Origin of the sequence: Microcystis sp. M061S2 (assembly GCF_020245605.1) — a bacterium.
Taxonomy (GTDB): domain Bacteria; phylum Cyanobacteriota; class Cyanobacteriia; order Cyanobacteriales; family Microcystaceae; genus Microcystis.
In genome coordinates, this window is the sequence record NZ_JADBUP010000005.1 from 15,165 (window position 1) to 34,133 (window position 18,969).

Here is an 18,969-nt window from a genome sequence, read left to right on the forward strand (position 1 = left end):
TAACTGATATAGCGCACCTAAATGAAATGTAAACGTCCTCTTCTAGAGCCTACCCATTCACGAATAACCGATAACTGATAATGTTGGTTCCCCTTACCCGTCAATCGATCGAGCAAATTGTCCCGATTATCGCCACCGGCCCCCAGTACGCTCACTATTGGGGTAAATGGTCTGATTTTCTGCGCCGTTTATTCATTTCTATCATCGCTCTCACCGCAGCTTGGTTAATCGGTAATTTATTCGGCCCTGGTGGATTAACGATTAAACTGATTTTCGACATTATCGCCGGTTTATATTGGCTCTGGGGTCCGGTTTATTGGGCCAGTGTTCGCAATAATACCTATCGTCGTCTTCCCTACGGGGGGTTTTGGCGCGGTCGCGTTTTCGATGCTTTTGTTACCGAGGAATTAATCGGGGAAGAAGAAAGGGTCAATAAACGCGGGGAATTAGAGATTATCGAAAATCGCCAACGCTGTATTAATCTAGAAATCGGTGATCAAACTGGCTTTTCGGCGATCGTTCGCGCTCCCCTCAAACGCATCCATAAATCGATCCGTCCCGGGATGGTGGCCGAAGCTTTGTTAATGTCTCGAGAACCCGATTTAGGGGATATCAATCAGCTTTCTGATGTCCATCTTCCCCAACTCGACCAGTGGATAGGGGAATATCCTGTGCTGCGACGGGATATTTTTCAGCAAGTTAGTCGAGAATTAGGAGGAGGAAAAGAACCCCGGCCAAAACCTTCTCGTTATTCTAATAATGTCATCCGAAGACGCAAAACCCGTTAATTTGTCGGCGATCTTTGAAAAGATACCAGTTTCTCAGTCATCAATGAATCATAATTTACAGATTTTGGCTAATTTAATCCTTGTTTTTGCTGTTTTTGAACCATCAAAAATTAATTATGCAAGAGGTTTAATATAATGTTAATTGAGCTTAGAAGGAGATAAATTGATGACGGCATCCTATGAGCAAGACTTTGGACTTTGGGCCGAACAAATGGCCGATTTATTAGCTTCCGGTCGGTTTTCCGAGTTGGATATTGAGAATTTAGTCGAAGAGGTGCGGGATTTGTCGAAACGGGAGCGCGATCGCTTACTCGCTAGTCTCAGATTAATTTTGCATCATTTATTAAAGTGGGACTATCAACCTCAACGGCGATCCAGGGGTTGGTTGGGAACTATTCAGGGAGAAAGAGCTAATATTAGGCTTTATTTGGACGATAGCCCCAGTTTAAAGCGATATTTAACCGATGAAAGCCTATTTAAACTCTATGCTGTTGCTTGTTCCGATGCCTTTAGAGAGACGGGATTAGAGTTTCCCCCCGTTTGTCCCTACGGTATTGAGGATATTTTAAATCGTTCTCTTCATTTGTCGGAACGATAGACGAATCCCCTCACCTAACGACTGTATCTTAGAATACATTTTGCCTACCAAAACCAGCCGAAACCCCTAGTGATTTTCTTCTTCTCTATTTTCAATATTTATTGCTGACATTTCTGAAGGCAAAGGAGTTGCTAACGAATATTGACATCAATCATCAATTGATTTTTTTCAATCTTTATATTCGCTCTTTTCACAACAATGAAAGCAGAAATAGAATCACTGGCATCGTATTCAAGAGAAAAATCTCTTTTATAACTAGCGTCCTCTAACCATTCAGCAATATTACGCCAATTCTCTACCTTGCCATTATTATTACCCACCAGTTCTTTAACGTATTGATAGAGTGTAGTACATAAATCTACCTCAACTCCTTTACGACTCTTCTTGAGTTTTTCAGCAATTTCTGTGGGACTATAACCGCAGAGTAATCCTTGTAAATGTTTTTTTTCAGTAGGAGTCAGTCGCTTTCCCTTAACAGAAGCAAGATCAAGATAAAGAGTTTCTAAGTCCCATTGACTCATAGCTCGGAAAAAAGGGTCATTATTGGTATCCATAAATTTTTGCCTAAAAATTTCCTAGTCAGATTCTAGCATAATTCCTAGTGTTGACTAATTGAATGATGTAGAACTATAACTTATTGTAAATGATTAGTAAACAACCACTTTTTAATTGAGGTAATTAAATATGTTTAGTTATACTCCTCCTACCAGTTATACTGGTACTAAAAATGGCGATATAATCTACGGATCTGCTCAAAATGATTATATTTTTGGGGCTGATGGGGGTGATCATTTATATGGCGGTCGTGGAAATGATACTCTTGCGGGAGGTGAAGGAAATGACTATCTTGATGGAGGCGATGGTGACGATATTTTGCAAGGATCGGACACTCTTAATTATTACTACGGCATCCCCGGTCTAACTGTCCCAGAATATGATACTTTAGTTGGAGGTGCGGGTCGTGATACATTTGTAATTGGGAATAATCGAGGTAATCTTAATATGGGGCCTGGTTATGCAGTAATAGCTGATTTTACCTCTTTTGTTGATCGCATTCAAGTTAAAGTAAGTGGAGTATCTGCAGTAACTGGTATTACTCTTAAAAAACAAAATATGGTTGGAGGAGGTGCTTCAGATACACTTATTTATAATGGTACAGATTTGATAGCAGTTGTTCAAGATAATAGTAGTTTACAATTAAATAGTAGTTATTTTAACTTTGTTTAATGCAACTATCAGATTTTGTAGGGTGCGTGTTTGCGGCTACCAATTCTGATCAAAAACCAAAATCAATAATCCGCGCCCGACGCAGCAAATTTATTATTAAATTGGTGCGTTACGCTTTCGCACTTCACACCCTAAGAGTGGTACGAAGTTGAAGGGTGATCGTTCTTGTCGGTGGGACGGAGTGCGATCTCTGTCATCGAATAAGATATAATTGGGAAGGTAAAAATAGTTAAAGCATTATGAGTTACCAAAACATTATTACCATTGAACCTGGAAAACGCAGCGGAAAACCCTGCATTCGAGGAATGCGTATAACTGTGTACGATATTCTAGAATATTTAGCAGCAGGAATGACAGAAGCAGAAATTCTTGAGGATTTTTCAGAATTAACTTCCGAGGATATCAAAGCTTGTTTGGCTTTTGCTGCTGATCGAGAGAAAAAATTATTTATCACCTCCTTATGAAACTGTTATTAGATGAAAATTTGTCAGATCGTATTATTGATAAAATAATTGATTTATATTCTAATTCTCAGCACGTCAAGACTTTAGGACTGATCAATACTGATGATGCACTTATCTGGGAATTTGCCAAATTCAACGATTTTGTAATTGTCTCTAAAGATGCCGATTTTCATCAGCGCAGTCTATTATATGGTCATCCACCCAAATTTATCTATCTTCGTATTGGTAATAGTCCCACTGCAAAAATTATCGAAATTTTAAGGGATAATTTTTTAATCGTTATTAAATTTTACAATAGTGAAACAGAAAGTATGCTGATATTAAGTTGAGTGTGATCGCTGATCTGGTAGGCTGCGTGTTTGCGGCTACCAATTCTGTTAAAAAATCAAAATCAATAATCTGCACCCCACGCACCAACTTTGTCATTAAATTGGTGCGTTACTACGATTAATTTTCTCACTGGATTGACCGAAGGAAACGCAACACACATTAGATAGGGTTTGCCGAAAAAGCTTTTCGTGGGGTTAGGAGTCAGTCCCAACGAAAAAATTTTCACCACCACAGATGAAAGAGGTTTCTTTCCCTACACCCCACACCCTACACCCCACACCCTCTTTCCAGTCAGTCCCAACGAAAAAATTTTCACCACCACAGATGAAAGAGGTTTCTTTCCCTACACCCCACACCCGTTCTGACCTCGGCCATCTATATATATAGGGTTTGCCGAAAAAGCTTGTTGGTGGGGTTAGGAGTCGGTCTTCAGTATTCAGTGATCAGATGCGGGTTTTCAGTTCACTGTTTACTGTTCACAGCCAAAAACTCCCTACTCCCCAATTCATAATTCATAATTTCCTATCCCTTTTAAACAGGATTTAGTATTAGCCTGTATCAGTATTTCTGATTCTATAGTTAAGTTTGGCTAATAACAGCTTATTTTTAGTTCTTTATCAAGCCCCTATTATAATTTTTAATCTCTGACCCTTAGTCCCATTTAACATTGATATTAAAAATCTGGTTTTTTGTAGCGAAGAAAACAGATTTATTAACCATTATCTGCTGCTATAGAGGGAAATCGGGGAGGGCTGATAATCCTTGAAAGCCTTGTCAATACTAGCATTATTACCTCTCAAAATTTCACTAATTCCCTAAGTTTTCCTAACCTTGATCCCCTCTAGGAGACAAAAAATTAAAAATCTTTCATCTTAACTTGGTTTTTGGTGCAGGTCAACCCTTTATTTAAATTTTTGATTCTCTTGCCCGATAACGATATAAATTCTCGTAATGACCAACCAATTTTCCGTGATACGGTTGAACAGAACGCAACCAAGTTAGCTCTGCAAACACAAAGGAATGTTAGCAAATTCCTTCAGCTTTGCATTGGGAACTTGCTAACGCACAATTAAGAAAGTCTATGAATAAACAACTGATCAACAAACTACAAGCTGTAACCGCCCTCACCGTAGTGGGGACTACAGCCTCGATAATTTGTTCCCAGACAGCAGGGCACAGCAACAGCCTGACGGACATTACCCTAGATCGTCAAACTGTGGTCGAGTCAACTACTCAAACCGTTCTGTCCGCTTTTTCTAAAAGTCGAACAACTGATTCAAGTATTAAGATATCACGTTCGGTTCAAGACAATGCTAACGAAATTCTGAAAACTTTGGAGTCCCTAGTGGACAAAGAAAATACCGTCCCTGCAAGCGTTACACCCCGAACCCAAGAGGCCATTCCTTCGACGGTACAACCTCAATCACAACCCAATCAAGTCAAGCCGGCTTCGGCTAATGCCCCAGCTACCAATCCTGCCTCAGTGACACCAGCAGAGAAGCCGAAAACAAGCCAAGCGGTAAAAACCAGCAGTCGCCCCCGTAAAAAGGGAATGGCCTCTTGGTATGGTCCTGGTTTCCACGGTCGTCGCACCGCTAGTGGTGAGACTTTTAACTCTAGTAGTTTAACCGCAGCCCATCGCTATCTACCTTTCGGCACCAAGGTTAGGGTAACTAATCTGCGTAACGGGCGCTCGGTGGTGGTGCGAATTAACGATCGCGGTCCGTTTAGCGGTGGTCGCCTCATCGATCTCTCCAGAGGTGCGGCAGCGATTATCGGTGTCTTCCAATCGGGAGTTGCCCCAGTTGTCTTGGAAGTTTTAGGCAGATAATCAGTAAACAGTTATCAGTAAACAGTTATCAGTAAACAGTAAGCAGTGAAAAGACAGCACTGTTAATGCTACTCAATACCCCTCACTCAATAATGCGTCTTGGAAAATTTAGTACAAATGCTCGGAATTCCTGCTTATCCCTGACTAAAAACTCACATCTGATCAGTGATCACTGGTAACTGGTAACTGATCACTGATAACTGATAACTGATAACTGATAACTGATAACTGATAACTGCTATAGTGATCCTATTGGGATTTGACGGGGTTTATGTTAGAAATTAACGATTTATCGGTTAATTATGGCGGAATAAAGGCATTACAGCAGGTTAGTTTAAGGGTAGAAACGGGGGAAATTGTCACCCTGATTGGAGCGAACGGAGCAGGAAAAACGACGACTCTAAAGACTATATCTCGGCTTTTAACAGCAAAGACGGGGCGAATAATCTATCAGGGTCAAGATATTACTCATTTACCGCCCCATGAAATCGTTAAACGCGGAATTGCCCATAGTCCGGAAGGTAGAAGAATCTTAGCTCGTCAAACAGTCTTGACAAATTTGCAGTTAGGTGCTTATACGAGAAGCGATCGCCTAGGAGTAAAAAGCGATATCGAAGAGCAGTGGCAAATGTTTCCCCGACTATCGGAGCGCCGAGAGCAGTTAGCGGGAACCCTAAGCGGTGGGGAACAGCAGATGCTGGCGATTGCCAGAGCTTTAATGAGTCGTCCCAAGTTATTGTTACTAGACGAACCTAGTTTAGGACTAGCGCCGCAGATAGTGCGAGAAATCTTCAGTATTATCCGTCAATTAAACGAATCGGGAGTAACTATCCTGTTAGTGGAACAAAACGCCCATTTAGCCCTAGAAACTGCCAATCGCGGCTATGTTTTGGCAGCGGGACGCTTGACTATCGCAGGAGAAGCCGGGGATTTACTCAGGGATGAGCGGGTCAAACAAGCTTATTTGGGTTAATCGATGATGATGCGCCAATTATAGATAAAAGCCTATGGTAAAGGTAGGCCAAAAAATATTCACAAAATTTTACAAAGTCGCATAAAATGAACACATAACGAAATAGGTATTTTTTCTTACTGCCATGCTAACGGCTAACTTCCCCTGGCTCACTGCCATCATTTTGCTCCCCTTGCTTGCCTCCTTCCTAATCCCTGTAATCCCCGACAAGGAAGGAAAAACCGTTCGTTGGTTTGCTCTTGGAGTCGGACTAGCAGACTTTATATTAATGTGCTACGTCTTTTTACAAAAATATGATTTAAGCAACCCCAACCTACAATTAGTAGAAAAAATCGATTGGGTTCCCCAAATTGGTTTAAGTTGGGCGGTGTCGGTGGATGGTATCTCGGCACCGTTAGTTTTATTAGCAGGATTGGTGACAACCCTTTCTATCCTGGCCGCGTGGCAAGTAGACCGCAAACCCCGTTTATTCTACTTCCTGATGCTGTTGCTCTACGCCGCTCAGATTGGTGTTTTCGTCGCCCAAGATTTATTATTATTCTTTTTAATGTGGGAAATCGAGTTAATTCCCGTTTATCTACTCGTTTCCATCTGGGGTGGTCAAAAACGTCGTTATGCCGCCACTAAATTCTTACTCTACACCGCCGCCGCTTCTATCTTCATCCTCGTTGCCGGTCTAGCCATGGCCCTTTACGGTGGTGGCGCGATGACCTTTGATATGGCGGAATTAGGATTTAAAGATTATCCCCTCGCTTTAGAATTAGTCCTTTACGCCGGTTTATTAGTCGCTTTCGGAGTCAAACTCGCCATCTTCCCCCTCCATACTTGGCTCCCCGATGCTCACGGTGAAGCTTCTGCACCTGTATCGATGATTCTCGCTGGTGTTCTCCTTAAAATGGGTGGTTACGGTTTAATCCGTCTTAATATGGGTCTTCTACCCGATGCACACATCTACTTTGCCCCGATTCTAGCGATTCTCGGTGTCGTTAATATTATCTACGGTGCTTTCGCTTCCTTCGGTCAACAAAACATGAAACGCCGTCTCGCTTATTCCTCGGTTTCACACATGGGATTCGTCCTTTTAGGGATTGCTTCCTTTACCGATGTGGGTATTAGCGGCGCTATGTTACAAATGCTCTCCCACGGTTTAATTGCCGCCGTCTTATTCTTCCTTGCCGGTGTCACCTATGACCGCACCCATACCTTAGCTTTAAACGAGATGGGTGGGATTGCTCAAGCGATGCCGAAAGTCTTCGCTCTCTTTACTGCCGGCGCCATGGCTTCCCTAGCTTTACCCGGAATGAGCGGTTTTGCCAGTGAAATTACTGTATTCATCGGTGTCACTAGCAGTGACGTTTATAGCCAAACCTTCCGGGTTGTGACTGTCTTCCTCGCTTCCGTTGGTTTAATCCTCACCCCGATTTATCTACTCTCCATGCTTCGTCAAGTTTTCTACGGAGATAGTTCTTCCTGCGATATTACTAACATTCTCCCCAACAAAAGCAACGAACAAGCAGTTTGTTTCGGTACTAGCTGTGTCCTTCCTCACGAATCAGAATATATTGACGCTAAACCCAGAGAAATCTTTATCGCTGTCTCTTTCCTCGCTTTGATTGTCGCTATCGGTTTTTATCCCCAACTGGCTACCCGTATCTACGATGTGAAAACGGTAGCAGTTAACTCGGAAGTGCGTCAAGCTTACACAGAAATCGCCGCTACTCGTCAAAATATCTACGCTGAAACTCAAGCGGATGTAAGCGCCAAGGTTGCCAGTATATTCCAATAAATTGGCAAGTCTAAAGTTCATAGCTTATCGGGAGTGGAAATTCTGCTCCCGATTTTTTTTGGCGAGGAGAAAGATGCGAGCATTTATACTAAAATCTAGGATAGCCGGTTTAATATCGTCTCTGGGATCAAAACTGAAGCTTAGAATAGATGAAATATGTGGACTTTTATTGATTTATTTGCCGGTATAGGAGGATTTAGAATCGCCCTAGAAAATCTCGGTTGTCAATGCGTTTTTTCCTCGGAAATCGATCCTCACTCCCAAAAGGTTTACTTAGCTAACTATGGTCATTTACCCGATAATCAAGACATCAGAAACTTAGAGGCAAAAACTGTCCCCGATCATGATATACTCTGTGGCGGTTTTCCCTGTCAAGCGTTTAGTATCGCCGGCAGAAAACACGGTTTTGAAGATGCACGCGGAACCTTATTTTTTGAAGTTGCCCGGATCCTGCACGAAAAGAAACCGAAAGCTTTTATCTTAGAAAATGTCCAGGGTTTAGTTCATCATGATCGAGGTAAAACTTTAAAAACTATTTTAGATATCCTAGAAAAGGATTTGCATTATTTTGTCCCTAGTCCCCAGATTTTAAATGCCAGATATTTTGGGGTTCCTCAAAACCGTCCCCGAATTTTTATTGTCGGTTTTCGAGAAGATTTAAATATTTACCATTTTTCCTATCCTCAACCAACCCATCAAGAAACTTGTCTCAAAGATATTCTAGAAGAAAAGGAAGTCAGCGTTAAATATTATCTCTCTAATCAGTATTTAGAAACCTTGTTTAAACACAGGGCCAGACACGAAAATAAAGGTAATGGGTTCGGTTATGAGATTATTTCTCCCGATGGTATCGCTAATGCTATTGTGGTGGGAGGTATGGGAAAAGAAAGAAATTTAGTTATCGATCAAAGACTGACTAATTTTACTCCCGTTACTCGCATTAAGGGAGAGGTAAATAAATTATTCGTCCGCAGAATGACCCCCAGAGAATGGGCAAGATTACAGGGATTTCCCGATAGTTTTCAGATTGTTGTTAGCGATGTCCAAGCTTATAAACAGTTCGGCAATTCTGTGGCTATTCCCGTGGTAAAAGCGGTGGCAAAAGAGGTGATTAAAGCTTTAGATTTATCGAAGAAATCAAATGTAAACGTTAAATTTACAGACTGGCAAGGAAAACAATTAGAGTTATTCACATAATTGAAAAAACACCATGAATTATCGCAGCTATAATAGGGGAGAATGGACTGAAGTTTATGTATTATTTTACTTGTTGGGGCAAAAAAAACTTTATAAAGGTGATGCGAGTTTTCAAAAACTCTCAGATTTCTTTTATATAAGCAGAGTTTTTCACTATGAAAACCTAGAAAAAGTAGAATTTCAATTAGAAAATAATCTCTCTGAAATCGTCATTAAAAGAAGTGGTTGCATCAATCAAAGAATTTCTGTTCAGGATTTCATTAATAAAGCAAATGACATATTTGAAGCTATTATAAATAGTCAAGGAAGGAGTTTTTCTATTCCAGCCATCGAAGATTTTCTCAAAAGTATCAATTGTCAAACTATTAAACAAGATTCAAGAAATGTTAAAGATATAGAAATTGGAATTATTGATACAAAAAGAGATAGGCATGACAATTTAAGTTTCTCAATCAAATCTAAATTAGGTCAATCACCAACAATTTTTAATGCTGGTAAAAAAACGGTTTTTATTTATAGGATTGAAAGCAATAATAATCTTGATATTCCAAAGTTGAAAGAGTTGGAATCAGCAACAAAAATTTTAAGAACAATTAGGGGTCAGTGTCAAATAGTATTTGACGAGTTAAAAACCAGAGAGTTTACTAACACTTTTTATAGAAATCTCATCCTGATAGATGATAGTATGCCAATTATTGTGGCGAACTTACTGCTAAATGCTTATAGTGGTGAAAATAATAAAAGTATAATAGAATTGCACAAAAAAATGACAATGGATAATCCCTGTGGCTATGAACTGCAAAATGTCGGAGAAATTTATGAGAGAAAGATAAAAAACTTTTTAACTGATATAACATTAGGATTAAAAGCTTCGGAAGATTGGAAAAAAGATAATACACCTAATGGATTTTTAGTGGTCACAAGGAATGGTGAAGTTCTTTCCTATTATTTGTTAGATAGGAAAACTTTTGAAGATTGTCTTTTTACTCAAACTAAGCTGGATGTACCTAGTAGAACAAGACATGATTATGGAACTGTATATCAGGAAGAAGGAAATTATTATATTAAGTTATGCCTTCAGGTAAGATTCAGATAGCAATCACGTTTCAGAGTTAAGCAATGTTTTTTTTAGCACCAAAATAGGATTCTGACGAGATGCGGTTTCTCCTTAGAGGTAACAATAAAAGAGCAGCAGAGGTGATGGTTTCGCCGGTTGTGCTTGTTAAAGGTATCTTGCTTATACTACACTTGTAACACCAATAGGTTTAGTATTCGGGAGAAAAAATTATGCGGACAATCACACGCACCACCACTACCGATATGGAAGTCACCAGCATTCGTCTGGAAAGAGTTCTCAAGGACAAGCTGAAAGAGATTTCCGGCAATCAAGGTTATCAAGCACTCATTCGCGATGTCTTATGGAATTTCGTTCAGCAGAAATCAGGAGATTATCGACCTCAGTTTTGTGCTGGTGATATAAGGGCAGTATTTAACGCTACAGCTAGAAAAAATGAGATTTGCGCTCTCACAGGCAAGTTAATCCCCGCTAATGAAACAATGTTGTTAGGTTTGACTATCTATGGCGATTTAGTTCCGTTGAGTATGGATAGTTATGCCAATTTAAAATAAGTTTGACTAGGGTGGGGCAGAATCCGGTATAGTTAGTCCTCACCCAAGGGAAGTGGGAATTATAAATTATGAATTATCAATTGAGAGGTGGGGAGTTTTTTGCTGTGAACAGTGAACTGATAACCGATAACTGATAACTGATGACTGAAGCAATTTTACGAGTGGTTTTAATCAATCCGCAAATTCCGCCAAATACGGGGAATATTGCCCGTACTTGCGCCGCAACGAGGACAGAATTGCATTTAGTTGGTCCCTTGGGTTTTGAAATTAGCGATCGCTATCTGAAGCGGGCCGGCTTAGATTATTGGCCCTATGTAAAACTTATGTACCACTTGACAATTAATGACTTCTGTGCATATCAACAAAAGAGCGGCGGACGAGCGATCGGGTTTACAGTGCGCGGCAGCAGTAGTTATGTGCAGTACACTTATCAAAGCGGAGATTGGCTACTTTTTGGCAGCGAAACCGACGGTATTCCGGCAGATTTATTAAATAAGTGCGATGATACAGTTTATATTCCCATGGCAGAACCGGGGGTGAGAAGTTTAAATCTTTCCGTTAGTGTGGCGATCGGATTATTCGAGGCCAGACGACAACTGGGATTTATTCGTTAGCGGGACATTTGGCTATATAAACAGGGCAAATAAACTGAATTGAGCAAAAAATTAGAAAATTGCTTTTATGTAGCTGATTTTTGCCCATATCAGAAAAAATAGTGATCGCAGTCAATCTTGTCCGTAATAACAGCAAGAAATTATGTGGATTATCCTAGCGCAAGTTAATTGTTGCTCCTTTGTAATTACATAATTTATTGAAAATAAAAAGGCAAGATGATGCTCATGAATATCTTCGACCTTTCTCCCAATACTTTTCGCAATTTACAGCTTTTTAATCGGCAAAAATCCACCTCTGGCTTAACTCAAGTCGAGATGTTAGTTACCCTAATTTTATTAGCAATTCTTTTAACCATTGCCCTTTCTGTTTATCAGCGTTTAATGGCTTGGATTCGCTTAAATATCGCCACCTTTGAAATATCACAACATTGGAAAAATACCCGTTATCAAGCCACAGGAGGAGGTTCTCACCCTATATCTTTGTGCATGGCAGCAAGTGAAACCGAACAGATTAAAGTTGCCAAAGTGCAGGGGGACGAGTGTGAAAATGTCACCGATTGGACTCCCATCACTCGCGGTGTTAGCATCGATACTAATAATTCTACCCTACGCCGAGTTAGTGGACCGGCGGGTAATGAAGGTACAATTTATCGCGCTAGTTGGGCCGATACAAGGGGGGGTTTAGGAGGTTCTTGGGGACAGTTAGGCAGAATTACTTTAGTTGCTGCCGGTACACCCGACAAACGCTGTTTATTTTTATTTCGTGTTGATGGTAGTTGGGATATTCGCCAAGATAATAGATGTGTGCCTTAAACCGGAAAAAGTTATCGATATGATATCGAGAGAGCCACGCTCAAAAATCTAGAATCCCGACTGATAGCCTTTCTGGGGGGAAACTTAAACGGTTTTCAGTCCGTCTGGGAGTACACTAGAAAATACTCACTTATTCGATCGAGCCGTTCATGATTATTTCCGTCGTAGCACTAAAGGGAGGGGTCGGGAAAACCACCACATCGATTCATTTGGCCGCCTATTTTCAAGAAAAAGCACCCACCTTATTGATCGATGCGGATAAAAATCGTTCGGCTCTCCATTGGTCCCGGGAAGATACCCTTCCTTTTATGGTAGCGTCCCAAGCTGGAGCGACGGGACTGGTGAAACAATACACTCATATTATCGTCGATACCCAGGCCCGGCCAGAACCAGACGAGTTAAAAGATTTAGCTCAGGGCAGCGATTTATTAATTTTACCCACCACTCCCAATCATCTCGATATCGATGTCACGATTAAAGCGGTAGAATTGCTGTCCACGATGACCGATAATTATCGAGTTCTTTTAACCCAAGTGGATTCACGGACAAAAACAGGACGAGAAGCTCGGAAAGCTCTAGAAGAAGCAAAATTACCCGTATTTAAGCGAGAAATTCCCCGTTTAGTTGCTTTTGAACGAGCGGCCGAAAAGGGAGTCATCGTCAAAGATTATCCCGACCCCCGGTCGAATTTTGGCTGGCTTTGTTACCAAGCGGTCGGTAAAGAAATTTTTGCCCTAATGACATAAATTGTTAAAAAAGTTAACATTAATATTTGTGTCATTTTTCCCCGAAAAGATACTTAATCTGCATGGGGACTTTTTGTAATCTTCCGTTAAGCGTTCACTCCTAAATCCGTAAAGTCTGAGACAATCAAAAAAGTCTGACTGTAGGAGAACCCTCTATGAAATTGGCCTATTGGATGTATGCGGGTCCCGCTCATATTGGCACTTTAAGGATCGCCAGTTCCTTTAAAAATGTTCATGCTATCATGCACGCTCCTCTGGGAGACGATTATTTTAACGTCATGCGCTCGATGCTGGAAAGGGAGCGTAATTTTACCCCCGTCACTGCTAGTATTGTCGATCGTAATGTTTTAGCCCGGGGTTCCCAAGAAAAAGTCGTCGATAATATTGTTCGCAAAGATCGCGAAGAAAGTCCCGATTTAATCGTTTTAACCCCTACTTGCACCTCCAGCATTCTCCAAGAGGATTTACAAAACTTTGTCGAAAGAGCGCGACAGGATGCCCAAGGAGATGTGCTGCTGGCCGATGTCAACCACTATCGCTATAATGAACTACAAGCGGCCGATAAAACCCTCTATCAAATTATCAAATATTATCTCGATAAAGCCCAGAGAAAAGGGGAAATTATCTCCCAGAAAACCCCTAAACCTTCGGTTAATATTATCGGTATTACCACCCTCGGTTTCCATAACCAACATGATCGCACAGAATTAAAGCGGTTAATGGCAGATTTGGACATTGAAGTTAACGAAATTATCCCCGAAGCTGCCTCGGTGGAAAACTTAAAAAATCTGCCCCGCGCTTGGTTTAATCTGGTTCCCTATCGAGAAGTGGGATTAATGACAGCCAAATATCTCGAAAGTGAATTCGCCATGCCCTACGTTGATATTACCCCCATGGGAGTAGTGGAAACAGCCCGCTGTATTCGCAAAATTCAAGAGGTAATTAATCCCCAAGGTGCGGCAGTAGATTACGAAGATTTTATCAATGAACAAACTCTGCATATCTCCCAGGCTGCTTGGTTTTCTCGTTCCATCGACTGTCAGAATTTAACCGGGAAAAAAGCGGTGGTTTTTGGTGATAATACCCACGCAGCCGCTATGACAAAAATTCTCGCCAGGGAGATGGGAATTCATGTGGTTTTAGCGGGGACTTATTGCAAGTATGATGCCGATTGGTTCCGGGAACAAGTGAGTGAATATTGCGATGAAGTGTTAATTAGTGATGATAATGGGGCGATAGGGGATGCTATTGCTCGATTAGAACCAGCGGCGATATTTGGTACTCAAATGGAACGTCATGTGGGCAAACGTTTAGATATTCCCTGTGGAGTAATTGCCGCACCTATTCATATCCAAAATTTCCCCCTCGGTTATAAACCTTTCTTAGGTTACGAAGGCACTAATCAGATCGCCGATTTGGTCTATAATTCCTTTACTTTGGGTATGGAAGATCACCTATTAGAGATATTCGGTGGTCATGATACCAAAGAGGTAATTACTAAAGGTATTTCGGCAGATTCTGACCTAAATTGGAATAAGGAAGCTACGGTAGAATTGCAGAAAATCCCCGGTTTTGTGCGCGGGAAAGTCAAACGAAATACCGAAAAATTTGCCCGCGATCGAGGGATTGGTGAAATAACTTTAGAGGTAATGTATGCCGCTAAAGAATCCGTAGGAGCTTAATTATTTCTTGGGGCTGAAAGTTAACAGCATTCAGCCCTATTTTTTTAGTTATTTGCTTAATCCCTGAAGTATTCTTTCCTCTACTCCTTTCCCCTGAATTAACACTCCAAATCCTCCTAAACCAGTGGGATTGATTAATTGATGCAAGGCATCTCGACGCTGAAATATAGTTAATATATCGATTTTTCCTTGGGAAAGTTCATTTAATCTATCTCCTAATCCCAAAGCCATTAAAAATAATCCTTGCTGAGTAAAACCGAGATTTTTTAAGCCTAATTTCTCCCCTTGACGTTGTAAAGCAGTAAAATCCACATGAGTGGTAATATCTTGTTCTCCCACCCACAAATAAGGATGATCATGACGCTGATGTTGTCGATAACATTGTAGGGTTCCTTGACTTCTTTGGGGATGATAATATTTTTCGGCAGTGTAACCGTAATCTATGGTTAAGATATAACCTCGATCGAGTTTCCGATTAACTGTTTCTAACCAGTCTAAAGCTAATAAGTTGACCTCGGTTTGATAACCCTCCGGATAAAGTGGGGAGGGAATATTTATCCCCACTAAATCAAAATAGTCTTTGATTCTGTCGGTGGATAAATCTGCGATAATCTCCTGAAAAGGTTCCCCCAATCCCAGATAAATTTCTCGTAATTCTCCCGACTCGATCACAACTCGATGGACAGGAAAAGCATCGATTAACTCATTACTAAACACACAACCCACAAGGGAATTATCGGCTAAATCCTGCCAACTTCGCCAAGATACCGGGGAATATCCCGCTAAAGTTGCCCGTTGTCTTTGCCTGAGTTTCTGAGATTGTTCGATAATTATATAACTGAGATTTTGATAAAAATCAGCATAGTTATGACTTAAATAATCAAGGATATCCTTCGCTAAAATTCCCGAACCTGCTCCCACTTCCACTAAAGTAAATCCAGGCGAATTGCCCAAAAATTCCGCCATCTCGACAAATTGCTCTGCCAACAATTGGCCAAAATCTGCCCCTAGGGACGAGGAAGTAAAAAAATCTCCTTTTGAGCCAATTTCTACTTTTCCAGAGGTGTAATAGCCATAATCAGGGTTATAGAGAGCTAAATCCATCCAGCGCTCGAAGCTAATTCGACCCGCTACTGATTGTTTAATTTCCTCTAGGATGATTGCTTCTAAATTCATCTTGATCGGGGAAGTGGGTAAGATTTTTCAGTGATCAGTAAACAGTAATCAGTAAACAGGTATAAAGATAAAGATAAAGATAACTAACTAATTAACTTAAAACTTACATCTGATAACTGATAACTGATAACTGATCACTGATAACTGATTTCCTCTCCGGCATGATAGGAACTGCGGACTAGGGGGCCGGATCTAACTTGGGAAAAACCCATTTTTTGGGCAATTTCTCCCAACTCGCTAAATTCTGCGGGAGTCCAATATTTCCGTACGAGCAAATGTTCCAGAGAAGGACGCATATATTGACCAATAGTAACGCGATCGCAGTTGATCGCGCGTAAATCTGCCAAAGTCTCGATAATTTCCTCTTTTGTCTCACCGTGACCGACCATTAAGCCGGATTTCGTCGGAATTGATCGATCGATTTCCTTAACATAACGCAAAACCGCCAAAGAGCGATCGTATTTAGCCCCGCGTCTAACCGGCCCTTGCAAACGGCGCACCGTCTCGATATTGTGATTGTAACAGGCAGGTTTTGCCCCCACCACCGTCGCCACCCGTTCCTGTTGACTTCCCTTACCTCCAGCAAAATCCGGGGTTAACACCTCAATTAAAGTGTGGGGATTGAGTTCGCGAATGGCCGTCATCGTCCGCACAAACCAACTGGCTCCGCCGTCTTCGAGGTCATCTCTGGCTACAGAAGTCAAGACAACGTAACTTAAATTTAACAATTGCACCGCTTCCGCCACTTTTTGCGGTTCCTCGACATCGAGAGGCATGGGTGCATGACCCTTATCCACTTGACAAAAAGCGCAGGACCGGGTACAGGTGGGACCCATCAACAAAAAAGTCGCCGTACCTTGGGCATAACATTCGCCGCGATTGGGACAGCGACCCTCCTCGCAGATAGTATGAATGTTCCTTTGTTTGATAATGCGCTGAACCGTGGAAATTTCGCTAGATTTGCCGAGTGAACGCCGTAACCAAGGAGGTAAAGAGGTTATTTCCTCGCGCCACTGTGGGGGTATATTGGACATGAGAAGTTAACTAATGTTGGGGATTGGGGACTTCAATTATCAGTAATCAGTGGGGAGAGGGGAGAAGGACGACCGACTCCCCAAAACGAAAACTTCTGATCTCACCATTAAGATAACTGTCATAAGCTGAGAAAGCGGGTAAAGATCATTGTTAATCAAAAAGGAAACTTGGGCAATGGGACGACGGCAACGGAGAAAAGTTTTCAATCTGGTCATTCAAGGATTGGCGGGTTGCCTCTTGGTTAGTATATTTGTTCTTAATTCCCTGCCATCCCTAGGCCAAAATTTTCTGGTTCCATTTGTATCTCCCACGGGGACAAGGATTTTTGTAGCCGGGGATATAGAATATGCTTCCGTGCATCTAGATGGATTTGCCTTATTTCAGATTGCCTCCCAAGATTTTACCGCTTCTGAGGCCCGGGAACTCTCCCCGGTAGAAAGACGGGCTAGCCGCATTGAAAGGGGCTTAAATAATATTATCAATCGGGGTTTCGATCCGACAACCCTGCAAGTAAGTACGGCGACTCTCAATAATTTAACCGTGATTGTGGCCAAGGATAACCAGAATTTACCGCAACAGGTAATTCTGACAGTGACAGAAGTTGATGCCCTGATCGATTCTTCTTCGGTTGGCGATTTAGCGGACAGATGGGTTAAAATCATCCAAACAGCTTTGATCCAAGCTTGGCAAGAACGTCAGCCCGCCCCTCGTCGGCAACAGGTAATGACTGCCACTATAATTATTTTGGGGCTAATTTTCTTAAGCTGGGTATCAATTTGGTGGCAGAAACGTTTAAGAAATCGCTTCAATCTCCTCAAAAAACAGGCTAAAAGTCAATCCGATCGAAATTTACCTATAAATTCCCCCCCCAGAAAAGATCGCTCCCAAGAACCGATTTTAGCCTCTCTAGAAGATTCCTCTAATTTCCGTCAACAGGCTGATATTCAGCAACAACTGACGCTAAATATTCTCTGGAAAAGACTGGCTCTTATTGGACTGATACTGCTTTGGTTTGGCGGAATAGCGGCGATTTTGTATGTATTTCCTGAAACTAGGCTAGAAGGACGCGGAATAATTCGTATTCCTTTACGGATTTTTATTATCTGGTTGCTGCTGACATCAGTGAGCAATATGATTAATCTCTACGTTAATTCTCGGCTACGCGAGTGGGTAGAGGAAGGAGCGGTTTTTTCCGAAAATTTGGAAAGGAGGATTCTGCGCGCTCCCACTTTATTAGAAGTTTGGCGACAAATTATCACATTTATCGCTATTTTTCTGGGAATTTTGGTTTTTTTGAGTTGGATGGGCCTTTCTTTCGCCTTTTTACTCACGGGAGCCGGTTTAGTGGGAGCATTGCTCACCTTTGCCTTTCAGGATCTTTTAAAAGATTGGATTAACGGTTTTCTAATTATCTTTGAAGACCAATACACTGTCGGTGATATGATCCAGTTTCAGGAGTTTATCGGTTTGGTGGAAAATATGAGTTTGCGAGCGACTCAATTGCGGGCCGCCGACGGACGTTTAATCACTATTGCCCATAACCAAATTATTACCGCACACAACCTCAGTAAAGATTGGGCGCGGGTCGATTTTACCATCGAAGTCGCCTATCAGACCGAGCCAGATCTGGCGATCGCTTTAATGGCAGCCATCGCTGAAAATATGGCTGTAGATCCACAATGGCAAGAAGATATCATCAATCCCGTGCAGGTTGCTGGTGTCAGTCGGGTTTCTCACACAGGAATGGAAATTATGCTCAGAATTGTCGTCAAAAGATTACGACAATGGGACATAGAAAGAGAGTATCGTCGTCGTCTAAAGATTGCTTTTGAGGAGAAGGGAATTCACATCGGTATCCCCCAACAAAGTTTCCTGATAGCACAAGATAGAGAACAATTCAAGGGACAGTTTTAAAGGGGAGTGATACTAAATCCTGTTTAAAAGGTATAGGAGAGTGGGGTGTGGGGATAAGGGAGAAACAATTCATAACTTGAGAGTTAATCACACTATTAAAAACGGATTTGTTATCAGTGCAGTTATCACTCCGCATCCTGTAGGGGCGAAGCATTCGGATAGAAAA

Annotated in this window: 19 protein-coding genes; 16 read left to right on the top strand and 3 right to left on the bottom strand. The window is 41.5% G+C overall.

Translation table 11 applies throughout. The features are described 5' to 3' along the window. Positions 1 to 80 precede the first annotated feature (80 nt). Both IM475_RS00545 and IM475_RS00550 read left to right on the top strand, forming a co-directional pair. On the top strand, positions 81 to 788 hold the full coding sequence (locus IM475_RS00545; protein WP_024970548.1) for a DUF8619 family protein: 708 nt from the start codon (positions 81 to 83) through the stop codon (positions 786 to 788). Positions 789 to 954: 166 nt separating this feature from the next. Further along, positions 955 to 1,386: a DUF29 domain-containing protein gene (locus IM475_RS00550; protein ID WP_287726286.1), complete on the top strand. Its 432-nt coding sequence runs from the start codon at positions 955 to 957 to the stop codon at positions 1,384 to 1,386. A 131-nt stretch (positions 1,387 to 1,517) separates the two neighbouring features. On the opposite strand, the gene IM475_RS00555 is transcribed toward IM475_RS00550, so the two are convergent. Then, on the bottom strand, positions 1,518 to 1,940 hold the full coding sequence (locus IM475_RS00555) for a helix-turn-helix transcriptional regulator (RefSeq protein WP_287726288.1): 423 nt from the start codon (positions 1,938 to 1,940) through the stop codon (positions 1,518 to 1,520). Positions 1,941 to 2,070: 130 nt separating this feature from the next. On the opposite strand from IM475_RS00555, the gene IM475_RS00560 reads away from it, so the two are divergent. The 13 genes from IM475_RS00560 to bchB all read left to right on the top strand — a co-directional run bounded on the left by IM475_RS00560 (position 2,071) and on the right by bchB (position 14,678). After that, positions 2,071 to 2,613: a hemolysin gene (locus IM475_RS00560; RefSeq protein WP_287726289.1), complete on the top strand. Its 543-nt coding sequence runs from the start codon at positions 2,071 to 2,073 to the stop codon at positions 2,611 to 2,613. Between the two features lie 239 nt (positions 2,614 to 2,852). Further along, complete coding sequence (locus IM475_RS00565; protein ID WP_002745983.1) at positions 2,853 to 3,077, top strand: DUF433 domain-containing protein; 225 nt, start codon at positions 2,853 to 2,855, stop codon at positions 3,075 to 3,077. Next, the gene (locus IM475_RS00570; RefSeq protein ID WP_046662550.1) at positions 3,074 to 3,406 is read left to right on the top strand and encodes a DUF5615 family PIN-like protein; all 333 of its coding nucleotides are present in this window, start codon (positions 3,074 to 3,076) and stop codon (positions 3,404 to 3,406) included. Before IM475_RS00565 ends, IM475_RS00570 begins: the two co-directional genes overlap by 4 nt. A 1,082-nt stretch (positions 3,407 to 4,488) precedes the next feature. Then, positions 4,489 to 5,238, top strand: coding sequence for a septal ring lytic transglycosylase RlpA family protein (locus tag IM475_RS00575; protein ID WP_287726291.1), 750 nt, complete (start codon positions 4,489 to 4,491; stop codon positions 5,236 to 5,238). 271 nt (positions 5,239 to 5,509) lie between these two features. Further along, positions 5,510 to 6,211 (top strand): ABC transporter ATP-binding protein, encoded by a 702-nt coding sequence (locus IM475_RS00580; protein ID WP_287726292.1) that lies wholly within the window; start codon positions 5,510 to 5,512, stop codon positions 6,209 to 6,211. Positions 6,212 to 6,335: 124 nt separating this feature from the next. Further along, positions 6,336 to 7,997: an NAD(P)H-quinone oxidoreductase subunit 4 gene (locus IM475_RS00585; RefSeq protein WP_287726294.1), complete on the top strand. Its 1,662-nt coding sequence runs from the start codon at positions 6,336 to 6,338 to the stop codon at positions 7,995 to 7,997. Positions 7,998 to 8,153: 156 nt separating this feature from the next. Beyond that, complete coding sequence (locus IM475_RS00590; RefSeq protein WP_287726295.1) at positions 8,154 to 9,194, top strand: DNA cytosine methyltransferase; 1,041 nt, start codon at positions 8,154 to 8,156, stop codon at positions 9,192 to 9,194. Between the two features lie 13 nt (positions 9,195 to 9,207). Further along, positions 9,208 to 10,290, top strand: a complete 1,083-nt coding sequence (locus tag IM475_RS00595; RefSeq protein WP_287726296.1) for an HpaII family restriction endonuclease — start codon at positions 9,208 to 9,210, stop codon at positions 10,288 to 10,290. Positions 10,291 to 10,481: 191 nt separating this feature from the next. Beyond that, on the top strand, positions 10,482 to 10,823 hold the full coding sequence (locus IM475_RS00600) for a hypothetical protein (protein ID WP_104397735.1): 342 nt from the start codon (positions 10,482 to 10,484) through the stop codon (positions 10,821 to 10,823). A 140-nt stretch (positions 10,824 to 10,963) separates the two neighbouring features. Continuing rightward, positions 10,964 to 11,437 (top strand): tRNA (cytidine(34)-2'-O)-methyltransferase, encoded by a 474-nt coding sequence (locus IM475_RS00605; RefSeq protein ID WP_287659314.1) that lies wholly within the window; start codon positions 10,964 to 10,966, stop codon positions 11,435 to 11,437. Positions 11,438 to 11,662: 225 nt separating this feature from the next. After that, positions 11,663 to 12,250 (top strand): prepilin-type cleavage/methylation domain-containing protein, encoded by a 588-nt coding sequence (locus IM475_RS00610; protein ID WP_287726297.1) that lies wholly within the window; start codon positions 11,663 to 11,665, stop codon positions 12,248 to 12,250. 149 nt (positions 12,251 to 12,399) lie between these two features. Then, positions 12,400 to 12,996 (top strand): nucleotide-binding protein, encoded by a 597-nt coding sequence (locus IM475_RS00615; RefSeq protein ID WP_147069211.1) that lies wholly within the window; start codon positions 12,400 to 12,402, stop codon positions 12,994 to 12,996. A 155-nt stretch (positions 12,997 to 13,151) separates the two neighbouring features. After that, a complete protein-coding gene (gene bchB, locus IM475_RS00620; protein ID WP_287726298.1) occupies positions 13,152 to 14,678 on the top strand; it encodes a ferredoxin:protochlorophyllide reductase (ATP-dependent) subunit B in 1,527 nt (508 codons plus the stop codon). Positions 14,679 to 14,726: 48 nt separating this feature from the next. On the opposite strand, the gene IM475_RS00625 is transcribed toward bchB, so the two are convergent. Beyond that, a complete protein-coding gene (locus tag IM475_RS00625; protein ID WP_287726299.1) occupies positions 14,727 to 15,854 on the bottom strand; it encodes a class I SAM-dependent methyltransferase in 1,128 nt (375 codons plus the stop codon). Positions 15,855 to 15,988: 134 nt separating this feature from the next. Beyond that, complete coding sequence (lipA, locus tag IM475_RS00630) at positions 15,989 to 16,888, bottom strand: lipoyl synthase (protein ID WP_287726301.1); 900 nt, start codon at positions 16,886 to 16,888, stop codon at positions 15,989 to 15,991. A 175-nt stretch (positions 16,889 to 17,063) separates the two neighbouring features. Between lipA and IM475_RS00635 the strand changes: the two genes are divergently transcribed. Continuing rightward, positions 17,064 to 18,803 carry a mechanosensitive ion channel family protein gene (locus tag IM475_RS00635; RefSeq protein WP_287726352.1) on the top strand — a complete coding sequence of 580 codons (1,740 nt, stop codon included), beginning with the start codon at positions 17,064 to 17,066 and terminating at the stop codon, positions 18,801 to 18,803. The last annotated feature ends 166 nt before the right edge of the window (positions 18,804 to 18,969 follow it).